Genomic DNA, 9247 nt, shown 5'->3' with positions numbered 1-9247 from the left:
CGCGCGGTCGGTGTCGGTGAACCTGGGCTGGCCGACCTGGCGCTGCAGGACCAGCAGTTGGTGCCGCAGCGCGAGGATCTCGATGTCTTTGTCCCAATCGCTCATCGGCAGCAGGCGCAGGAGCGCGAAGATATTGGTCACGGCGAGGTAGGTCAGGCACAGCAGCACGACAGATCATGATGCCGCCCGACACCTGTCCCGTGAAGATCGCGGAACGAGCAGCGGGTGCCACCCAGAGATCGGCGCTCAAAGCTGCCACCTGCACGGATGATTTATCGGCACCCGCAGGGTCGAAACCGCCGGCGAACCTCGCCGTGCTCTCCCTCCTCGGCGGCGGCGTCACCGAGCCCCTGCTCGTCGAGGAAGACGCCTGGCGGCGAGAGCTGCGCACGACCCGGCACTACCGGCTCACCCCGGGCCGCGGCGGCCAGGACAACACCCTCCGCGGCACCGTCAAATGGCTGCGCCTGAACCTTTACTGGGCGTGCCACGCGTATCCGGACGTCGACGACCTCGACCGCACCCTCCGCAAGCTCCTCGGCGAGATGCGCGGCCTGGTCTCCGGCGATCGGCGCCGGCGCGAAGACCTCAAGCCGTGTTGCTCGATGCCGGCCCGCGGGTATAACGAGGACGACCCCGAGACGCCGAAGTGCGGCGGGAGGCTCACGTACGACCCGCGGAGGACCGTCATCCGCTGCGACACCTGCCGGCGCGCGTACGGGCCGGCAGATTGGGACCTGCTCGGCGCCGCGGCCGGCCTCATCACGCTCCCGTTCACCGTCCCCGCCGCATAGGAGGATCGATGTTCTTCCGCACGCCCGCCGAGCCGCCCGAACCCACGGCGCCCGACCTCGACGAGATGGAGGAGAGCGACGCCATGTTTGCGAACGACCTCCTCCTGATGCGCGAGGGCCTGGCCCCGGCGTTCGACGCGGCCGACGGCATGCGCGCCGACCTCATCGCCCGCGGCTGGTCCGACCAGGCCGCGGAAGCCATCACCATCACGTGGCTCCAGCGCATCGTCACGAACCTCGCCCCCCTTGTAGGAGACCCCGAATGATCCGTACATCCCCGCAGCCCGGCGACATCGGACTGACCAACATCACCGGCTCCGTCGGCCGGCTCATCCAGTTCGGGCAGTGGCTCAACGGCGACGGGTTCGGCGCGTACCAGCACGCGTTCATCGTCCTGCCCGGCGGCCTCCTCATCGAGGCGATGCCCGGCGGCGCCAAGGTCCGCCCCCTGTCGACGTACGACGACCGCGACGTCCTGTACGTGTCGCCGGCCGGCCTCACCGACGCCCAGCGCGAGGCGATCAGCGACTGCGCCCTCAAGTACCGCGGCGTCCCGTACAGCACGCTCGACTACCTCGCGCTCGCCTCGCACCGGTTCCACCTGCCCGTGCCCGGGCTGCGGAAGTGGATCGACACCGAGCGCTCCATGATCTGCTCCCAGCTATGCGACCGCGCGTACCTCGACGCCGGCGTCCATCTGTTCGACGACGGTCGGTGGTCTGGGTACGTGACGCCGATGGACCTTTACAACCTCCTCGGTAAGCCGGCCCGCTGACCGCTAGTCGTTTTCCCTTCCCCGTAGCTGCTCCATCGGGGGGTTCCTGACGCCTCGCCGCGTCTCGAACCTGTGGGGCTCGAAAAGTCATCGCTGCAGCTCAAGCCGCGTATCGGTACTCGTTGATGACCCCGCCGAGGACGCGGGTGCGCAGGAGCCTGCGGGGCACGCGATCGTGCAACACCGCTGGCTGTTCCGGGGCTTCGGGTGGTCGTTGGTCTCGTGATCGGTGTGGCCGGTGGCAGTTGTAGTGCTCCTGATACTCGGCGAGGACCTGTCGGGCGTGGGCCTCGTTCGTGATCAGGATATGGTCGAGGACCTCGCGCCGGATCGTGCCGATTACTCGCTCGCAGTGGGCATTCACGCGCGGCGCCCGAGGTGCGCTGAGCAGCACCTCGGCGGCGGACAGCCACCGCCACACCGCGCGCTCCCGCACACCCAACGCATCCGCCGCCGACCTGACATGCCCGGTAGTGAGCGCCCCCTCCCGGCGCAGAGCCAGCAGACGGCGCACCGCGGGCCCCCGCAACGCCCGAACCGACTCGACCGGCAAAGCAGCGCCCGTAACCGCGCCCGACCCCGCCGGCGGCTGAGTTCCTTCATCCACCCCTCGATCACACCAACACCCGTCGGCCAGTGGATCAGAACTCACGAAACTGAGACAGCGTCACACCTGGCGCGATAAAGGCCCATGACAGCAATCCCACACCGATCTCTCACGTCCAAGACAGTGACCCCACACCCCAAAACAGCACCCGACCAGCATCAACACACCCGGGGTCACTTCTCTCACACCACTGTCCCCAAACCGAGAGATCGCATCCAGATCCTCGACACCGAACGCCAGGACTGGACCCGCGGCTACGACAGCAGTCGGTGCGGGCCGCGGCGACGGTGCTGTCCGTCTCACGCGGATACGACGGCGGGATGAAGGTGCCGGGCCGCAAACGGCACATCGTGACCGACACGCTCCGCCTGCTCCTGGTCGTCGCGGTCACCGCCGCGAACATCGGCGACCGAGAAGCGGCGGTGGGCCTGCTGGGACGTCTGCGTCGCTTGCATCGCGACATCACCCTCATCTGGGCCGACGGCGGCTACACCGGCTCCATCGTCGACTGGTGCCGACACAAACTCGCGCTGCCTTTGGAGGTCGTCAAACGCACCGACGACACGGAGGGGTTCGTGGTGCTGCCGAGGCGGTGGGTGGTGGAGCGCACGTTCGCGTGGCTGATGAACTCCCGCCGTCTGGCCCGCGATTACGAGACCCTCATCGCTACCAGCGAGGCGATGATCCAGTGGTCGATGGTCACACGGATGAGCCGGCGCCTGGCACGGCCACGGGCGGCCGACCGGCACTGAATGCCCCCGACGCCTCCTGCAAGAGCCTCCCGCGCTCCGCCAGCCGCCGGAACTCGCGCATCCCGGGGTAGGGGTGTAGCTGATCAGGATCGGCAGGCGGGGGACGTCAACGTTCGGACCGGGCCCGCGTGAACCCAGGGTGGTGCCGGGGAAGGAGGCCGCATCAAGGGCCCGCGCCACCTGGGGGCCGCCCGGCACGGCCCGGCATGGCCTGCACGACGACGGCGCGCCGCGCCCGCTCAGGGGCAGGGGACGCACCGTACCTGTCAGGTCAGGTCAGGTCGGCGTTGGCAGCCAGCTCTTTCTTCCGCTGCCGGTAGGTCTGCATGGACGCCCGAGAGCCGCACTTCGTGCCGCAGTAGGCGGCAGAGCTGTTCCGCGTCCGGTCGAAGAAGCAGAAGTGGCACGGCTGGTGCCGGCACGCCCGCAACCTGTTCCACGCGCCGGCTTGGGCGAGTTCGGTGATGCCGGCCAGGACGGTGCCGAACAGGCCAGGGACGCCGGTCTGTGTGGTCTCCAAGGACGCCCCCGAGGCGGTGACGACCGTCACCAGCGGATACCGGACGGCGATACTGCGCAGATATTCCTCAGTCTCGGCAAGGACCTCGGGCGTGATGTCCTTATCGCCGGAATGAGCGAGCAGCACGGTGATCAAGGCGTCGCGCAACTCGCGTGCACTGGCCGCATCGGCCTCCGCGACGTGGGTGGTCGGCGTGCCCAGGCCGTTCTCCAGCAGCCATGCCTGCATGGTCTGGGCGTTGTAGAAGCGCTCCTTCAGCTGGCGGGGGCCTGAGGTGTGCGTGTTGACGAATTGCAGGACCGCATCGACCGCCGGCGGCTGGGTCAGCGGGCTGCACTCGGTGGTACGCGGGGGCATCGTGTCGTCCTCCTTCCTCGAAGGCAGGCTAAACCATTTTCGGTTATGACCGAAACCATTACGGTCGCAATTCTCTTCCCGTGAGGTGAGTATCTCTCCCCGGGCGCGGAGCGGAGCCCGCAGGGCCGCGGCCAGGTCGCCGCCGCGGTGTGTTCGCATGGGCGATGGTGGCGTTCTGCCCGGCCGGGGCACCGTAGGGCCGCGCCCGGGTGTGCGCAGCCGTGGTGGTGGAAACAAGGGGCCATCCCGCCCGGCGCGAGGATCGGGAGCGGCGCGACGTGCCAACTCTGTCCGGCGGGGCGACAGTCTCGGTGACCGCCATCCCGTCGCGTCGCCGGGCGGCCATGACCGACGGCGGTGATTACGGGGCGCCGAGCTGGACGGTGGGGGGTGAACACGGTCACTCCGAACTGGCAGGCAGTTCACCTTCCGGGTTCTGCTCGTGGCCGCGAGTACGCGACGCCTGGCCGTGGGTGCGGTGCCTGCGGGTGCCGGGGCGCTGGTTCCGGCAGTGCGCTCGCCGAAATGTCGGGGAAGCGGCCGCCCGCGGCTGCCGCCGTACCTGCGAAGCGGGCCGGCGGGTCGCTTCGGCCGACCCTTCGCCCAGTGACCCGTGCCTCGATGCCGCGCCTGTGTCCGATGTTTCCCGACGCCGCGTGCGGCCGCGTCGGGCGGTGTGCTGATGCCGGGATGTGAGCGAAGAGCGACGTCACCCCTTGCCGTCCGGCCTGGTGACGGCGCCCGTTTTCCGCATGGGGCGAGGCGTCTGGGACCGGTTCGTCGTCGAACTGCTTGCCGCGACCCTCTCCGCAGAAGGTTGTGCGTTATGAGCTAATGGCTTACGGTCCTAACTGTGACGGTATGCGAGTCGCTCGGGAAGCAGGATTCAAGGGCTTCGACGACTGGGCGGTTCGTTCGCGGAGTGGGCGAGTGAACAAGCCCTTCGCGGCCGGCGGCATCCGTGCCGGCGACAGCGAACGCATCCGTCGCTGTGACCCGGGATCGGTCAGAAGAAATTGCTCTGCCGCCCTTGGTCCCCATGGACCGGTGAGTCGCAGGTGTGAGATTCACCGACATCAAGAGAGAAGGACCCTTACATGTACATGAAGTTCGAAGTCACCATGCTGCCTGTTTCCGATGTCGATCGGGCCAAGGCCTTCTACGAGCAGGTGGGATTCCGTCTGGATCTCGACAAGGCCGCCGGCGAGGACTTCCGCGCGGTGCACTTCACGCCGCCCGGCTCCGAGAGCTCGATCATGTTCGGCCGGGGACTGATCTCCGCCGCACCTGGCTCGGCTCAGGGCCTGTACCTCGCCGTCTTCGACATCGAGGAGGCCCGTGCGGAGCTCGTCGGCCGCGGCATCGAGGTGAGTGAGGTGTTCCACGACGCCGGGGGCCTGCTCTTCCATGGCCACGAGGACGGAGAGGTCACCCACCAGGTCGAGGGGCAGGGGCGGATTGCCGGCCTGCACCCCGACCGCGCCTCCTACGGCTCCTTCGCCACCTTCAGCGACCCGGACGGCAACGGCTGGGTGCTCCAGGAGATCAAGCAACGCTTCCCCGGCCGCTGACACGAGTCAGTCGCCCAAGGGTGTGACGGGTCGCGCCGGCCCGTATGGCGGCCGACCCGCTCACCCCTTGCGCGCAGTCCTGGGAAGTCGGCGGCTGGATCATCGCCACCACATATGAGCATATGCTCCTATGTCTCGAGGTCAGTCCCCACCGCGCCTTGACGCGCGGGCAACATCGAAAGGAAATTTCATGAACATGTCTCCTCTGGAGCCGCCGGCCCAGGAGGGTCCCGGCTCGACGCCGCCGTCGCACCGCGCGCGGCGCGGGTTCTCGCGACGTGCCTTCGTCGGGGGCGCGGCTGCTTCCGCCGCTGCCGCTGCCGGCGTCTCGCTGGTCGGCGGATTGGCCCCGTCCGCTGCTGCCGTTCCCGCCATGCGCAGGCCGAAGGGTTTCGGCTCGGTCGCCACGGCGCCGCATCTGCCGGCAGGGTTCACCAAGACGTTCAAGAGCCGATTCGTGCAGGCCGGCGGGCTGCGCCAGCACGTGGTCATCGGAGGTGAGGGCCCGCCGCTGCTGCTGGTGCACGGCTGGCCGCAGAACTGGTACGCGTGGCGCATGGTGATGCCGGAGCTGGCCCGCCACTACACGGTCATCGCCGTCGACCAGCGTGGCATCGGCCTCACCGACAAGCCCCAGAGCGGGTACGACACCAGTACCCTCGCCAACGACCTGGTCGCTCTTATGGACGCCCTCGGTCACCAGCGGTTCGCCGTGGCCGGTCACGACACCGGTCTGATCATCGGCTACGCGCTGGCGGCGGATCATCCAGAGCGTGTCGCCCGCGTGGCACTCCTGGAGGTTCCCGGGCCCCCGACCGTGAAGGCCTCGCCGCCCCTGTTCCTCGATGAGGATCACAACAACAGGCTCTGGCACATCCCGTTCAACCGGGTCAACCACGAGCTGACCGAGAAGCTGGTCAGGGGCCGGGAAGAGATCTTCTTCGGCTACGAGTTCGAAATCCAGGGCGGACAGAAGCTGCCCGACTACGCGCGCGAGTACTACTTCCGTCTCTTCTCCGACCCCGAGACCCTGCGTGGCGGCTTCGGTCTCTACCGCGCGTGGGACGCCATCACTGCGCAGAACGCGAAGCGCACCGAGAAGAAGCTGACGATGCCCGTCCTGGCGATCGGCGGATCGGAAAGCTGGGGTGACAAGGTCGGGGGCGCGATGAAGCCCCTCGCGAACGACGTGCAAGGCGTGGTCATCCCCGGTGCCGGCCACTGGCTCGCCGAGCAGGCCCCCAAGGAGCTGCTGTCGGAACTGACGCGCTTCCTGGCCCCGTACCGGCGCGCCGCCGGCCCGTCCCGCTAGCGGACGGCCAGACGTCCGGGCCCGCCCCGGGCGTGACGGAACGAGCTCGACCGGGCGGCAGCGTCGCCGCCTTCGAGCAGCCGGAGCTCCTCACCGAAGAGCCCTGTGTGACTCCTCCCCCTCGTAAACGAGGCGGCTTCTCACTTGACCGCATGGGATCTCATGACGGCCAAGCCCTGACCGCTGCCGAAGCAGGATCGCAGCGTACTACGCCGCTTCACGGCTCCGAATCTCAGGATGCGTTTCCCGCCCGGCCTGAAGGCCGGGATTCCCACGCAAGATCAGGGATGGTCCCCCGGCTCCTGCGCTGATCTGATTCCACCGCAGGGGCCCTCGACCGAAGTCGTCCTGCCCGCCCGGTGTCCCGGCGGGCAGGACCGCAGCGAATGCTCTTGCGTAGTCGTACCCGGGGAGCCGTACACCGTCGTGCGGTCGGCCTGCCTTCGGCAGGCTCCCTTTGGACGACTGGCGCGCCACGGTTCGCCTCCTGTCCAGGAGCGGCGGAGCCTTCACTATCCCCGACGGGAGGCATGGATGTTTTCCGACATCGGCCCACTCGAAGTTGTGACGCTGATCGTGCTGGCCGTCATTCTGGTCGGGCCCGACAAGCTCCCCAAGATGGTGTCCGACACCGTGCGGACCCTGCGCAAGCTCCGCGAGTTCTCGCAGAGCGCTCAAGCGAGCATTCGCGACGAACTCCCCGCAGAGTTCAAGGACCTGACGCTTGAGGACCTCAACCCGAAGACCTTCGTGGCCAAGAACCTGCTGGGCGACCAGAGCCTGGACCTGGGCGACCTGACTGCCGACCTCGGCCTCGGGGACGAACCGCTCGACAGCGCCGGGACCAGCACCTCGAAGGGCCGCGGGAAGGCCGCCGCCCCCGGCCCGCTTCCCGCGGCCACCGGCCACGGACCTCTGGAAGCTACCGGCGCGGGGCACTACAGCCTCGACAAGAACGATCCGTAACCGGGAAGGCTCACGGCGCCCCGCCGTCGGCCCGGCCCGTCAACGCGCCCACCGGCACGCAGGGCCTGGCTGTCGCATCCGCCCGCAGCCAGGCCACCCGCGCAGGAGCGCCGCCCCTGCGCCTTCAGACCCTCGGAAAGGAAACCCCCATGTTCGGCAGGCTCGGAGCACCCGAGATCATCCTCATCCTCGTCGTCGTCGTGCTCCTCTTCGGAGCCAAGCGGCTCCCCGATATGGCCCGTTCCTTCGGCCAGTCACTGCGAATCCTCAAGAGCGAGACCAAAGCCATGCAGAAGGACAACACGGACGAACCCCCGACCCTGCACGCCACCGCAGCCCACCAGCTCGCGTCCGAGAGCCGGCACACGGCCCCGGAGGCGACCGAGGCAAACGCCTCCCACCAGCGCTGAAACGCCGAAGCCACCGACTGGCACCCGCGCGGCCGGTGCCGCACTTGAAAGGACCGGGACCGCCCATGCCGACCCAACCAGCACATGACGCCGCGCGTATGTCCCTGGGAGAGCACCTGCGCGAGCTGCGCAACCGCCTGCTCAAGGCCGTCGGAGCGATCCTGCTCATCACCGTCGTTGCGGCTCTGTTCTACAAGCAGCTGATCGGATTCCTCATCGATCCCCTGCCCGGCTGTGCCCCGGGCCAACCGGCCGGCACGGACGACGCGGGCCGCTGCGGCGTGATCTCCCTCAACGGCCTTCTGTCACCCTTCACCCTCGCGCTGAAGGTGTCGATCACTGCGGGGGTCGTCGCCGCCAGCCCGGTGTGGCTGTATCAGCTGTGGGCCTTCATGGCACCAGGACTGCACCGCGACGAGAAGAAGTACACCCTGATCTTCCTCGGGGCCGGCATCCCCCTGTTCCTGACCGGTGCCGCCGTGGCGTACTGGACCCTGCCCACCACGGCACGGGTACTGATCTCCTTCACTCCGGACAACGCCACCAACCTCCTGCCCGTCGACGACTTCCTCGACCTCGCCACCCGCATGGTCCTCGTCTTCGGCCTCTCCTTCGAACTCCCCGTCCTCCTCGTGCTGCTGAACCTCGGCGGCGTGATCAGCGCACGCCGGATGGCCGGCTGGTGGCGCGGCATGCTCATGGGCATCGCCGTCTTCGCGGCGCTCGCCACCCCCAGCACCGACCCGCTCAGCATGCTGCTGCTCGCCACCCCCATCAGCCTGCTGTACCTGGCGGCGTGCACGATCGCCTGGTGCAACGACCGCCGTCGGCAGCGCACCGGCACCACCGGGCCAGGCGGAATCCCGGACACCGAGGCTGGCGGATCCACGCTCCCCCAGGGAGACGCGATCGCCTCCACCGCGGTCGCCGATACAACCACCCTCTGACAGTGCGGGTGCCGATTAATCATCCGTCCAGCTCAGGCGGCATGTTGGTACTCGTGGAGGGTTCCGCCGAGCCGATCTCGTCGGCGGATGTCCAGGGGTGCGATCTGTCCTGGATTGTTGGTCGGTTCGGGCAAGGGGGGAGTGTAAAACTAACGGCGGATCTGCTGATCAAGGAAGAGACGCCAAGTGACTGTGCAGGGCGTGGAGTTGGATTCGATCGAGGCCACTGGTCCGGC

At 68.3% G+C, this 9247-nt stretch carries 11 protein-coding genes and 1 pseudogene; 9 read left to right on the top strand and 3 right to left on the bottom strand.

All coding sequences use genetic code 11. The features are described from left to right. Positions 1 to 168 (bottom strand): annotated as a pseudogene (locus ACWCP8_RS40765) (integrase); the annotation flags it as partial. Between the two features lie 146 nt (positions 169 to 314). Here ACWCP8_RS40765 and ACWCP8_RS40760 point away from each other — a divergent pair. From ACWCP8_RS40760 to ACWCP8_RS40750, 3 genes are read left to right on the top strand one after another with little or no spacing between them, the layout of a single operon-like run. Beyond that, positions 315 to 794, top strand: coding sequence for a hypothetical protein (locus ACWCP8_RS40760; protein ID WP_451121596.1), 480 nt, complete (start codon positions 315 to 317; stop codon positions 792 to 794). Between the two features lie 8 nt (positions 795 to 802). After that, complete coding sequence (locus ACWCP8_RS40755; RefSeq protein ID WP_352272013.1) at positions 803 to 1060, top strand: hypothetical protein; 258 nt, start codon at positions 803 to 805, stop codon at positions 1058 to 1060. Further along, positions 1057 to 1569 carry a hypothetical protein gene (locus tag ACWCP8_RS40750; RefSeq protein ID WP_352272011.1) on the top strand — a complete coding sequence of 171 codons (513 nt, stop codon included), beginning with the start codon at positions 1057 to 1059 and terminating at the stop codon, positions 1567 to 1569. Before ACWCP8_RS40755 ends, ACWCP8_RS40750 begins: the two co-directional genes overlap by 4 nt. 100 nt (positions 1570 to 1669) lie before the next feature. Here ACWCP8_RS40750 and ACWCP8_RS40745 read toward each other — a convergent pair whose 3' ends face one another. Beyond that, entirely contained in the window at positions 1670 to 2083 is a 414-nt protein-coding gene (locus ACWCP8_RS40745) for an integrase core domain-containing protein (protein WP_451121594.1), read from the bottom strand. Between the two features lie 362 nt (positions 2084 to 2445). Between ACWCP8_RS40745 and ACWCP8_RS40740 the strand changes: the two genes are divergently transcribed. Then, a complete protein-coding gene (locus ACWCP8_RS40740; RefSeq protein WP_352272007.1) occupies positions 2446 to 2928 on the top strand; it encodes a transposase in 483 nt (160 codons plus the stop codon). 271 nt (positions 2929 to 3199) lie between these two features. On the opposite strand, the gene ACWCP8_RS40735 is transcribed toward ACWCP8_RS40740, so the two are convergent. Beyond that, a complete protein-coding gene (locus ACWCP8_RS40735) occupies positions 3200 to 3805 on the bottom strand; it encodes a CGNR zinc finger domain-containing protein (protein ID WP_451121592.1) in 606 nt (201 codons plus the stop codon). Between the two features lie 1097 nt (positions 3806 to 4902). On the opposite strand from ACWCP8_RS40735, the gene ACWCP8_RS40730 reads away from it, so the two are divergent. The 5 genes from ACWCP8_RS40730 (at position 4903) to tatC (ending at position 9011) form a co-directional block, all read left to right on the top strand. Further along, a complete protein-coding gene (locus tag ACWCP8_RS40730; protein ID WP_352272004.1) occupies positions 4903 to 5376 on the top strand; it encodes a VOC family protein in 474 nt (157 codons plus the stop codon). Positions 5377 to 5566: 190 nt separating this feature from the next. Further along, positions 5567 to 6688 (top strand): alpha/beta fold hydrolase, encoded by a 1122-nt coding sequence (locus ACWCP8_RS40725; RefSeq protein WP_451121590.1) that lies wholly within the window; start codon positions 5567 to 5569, stop codon positions 6686 to 6688. Between the two features lie 534 nt (positions 6689 to 7222). Beyond that, entirely contained in the window at positions 7223 to 7654 is a 432-nt protein-coding gene (locus tag ACWCP8_RS40720) for a Sec-independent protein translocase subunit TatB (protein ID WP_451121588.1), read from the top strand. 149 nt (positions 7655 to 7803) lie between these two features. Then, positions 7804 to 8064, top strand: coding sequence for a Sec-independent protein translocase subunit TatA (gene tatA / locus ACWCP8_RS40715; RefSeq protein WP_451121586.1), 261 nt, complete (start codon positions 7804 to 7806; stop codon positions 8062 to 8064). 65 nt (positions 8065 to 8129) lie between these two features. Beyond that, complete coding sequence (tatC, locus tag ACWCP8_RS40710) at positions 8130 to 9011, top strand: twin-arginine translocase subunit TatC (RefSeq protein ID WP_451121584.1); 882 nt, start codon at positions 8130 to 8132, stop codon at positions 9009 to 9011. Positions 9012 to 9247: the final 236 nt, after the last annotated feature.

The organism is Streptomyces sp. NPDC002206 (genome assembly GCF_053593595.1).
Note: the sequence above shows the minus strand (reverse complement) of the source record. Positions and strands in the feature narration are given on the sequence as shown.

Coding starts and splice junctions, on each gene's coding strand:
- tatC (WP_451121584.1), top strand. CDS start 8,130: ATGCCGACCCAACCAGCACATGACGCCGCGCGTATGTCCCTGGGAGAG.
- ACWCP8_RS40735 (WP_451121592.1), bottom strand. CDS start 3,805: ATGCCCCCGCGTACCACCGAGTGCAGCCCGCTGACCCAGCCGCCGGCG.
- ACWCP8_RS40730 (WP_352272004.1), top strand. CDS start 4,903: ATGTACATGAAGTTCGAAGTCACCATGCTGCCTGTTTCCGATGTCGAT.
- ACWCP8_RS40725 (WP_451121590.1), top strand. CDS start 5,567: ATGAACATGTCTCCTCTGGAGCCGCCGGCCCAGGAGGGTCCCGGCTCG.
- ACWCP8_RS40720 (WP_451121588.1), top strand. CDS start 7,223: ATGTTTTCCGACATCGGCCCACTCGAAGTTGTGACGCTGATCGTGCTG.
- tatA (WP_451121586.1), top strand. CDS start 7,804: ATGTTCGGCAGGCTCGGAGCACCCGAGATCATCCTCATCCTCGTCGTC.
- ACWCP8_RS40755 (WP_352272013.1), top strand. CDS start 803: ATGTTCTTCCGCACGCCCGCCGAGCCGCCCGAACCCACGGCGCCCGAC.
- ACWCP8_RS40750 (WP_352272011.1), top strand. CDS start 1,057: ATGATCCGTACATCCCCGCAGCCCGGCGACATCGGACTGACCAACATC.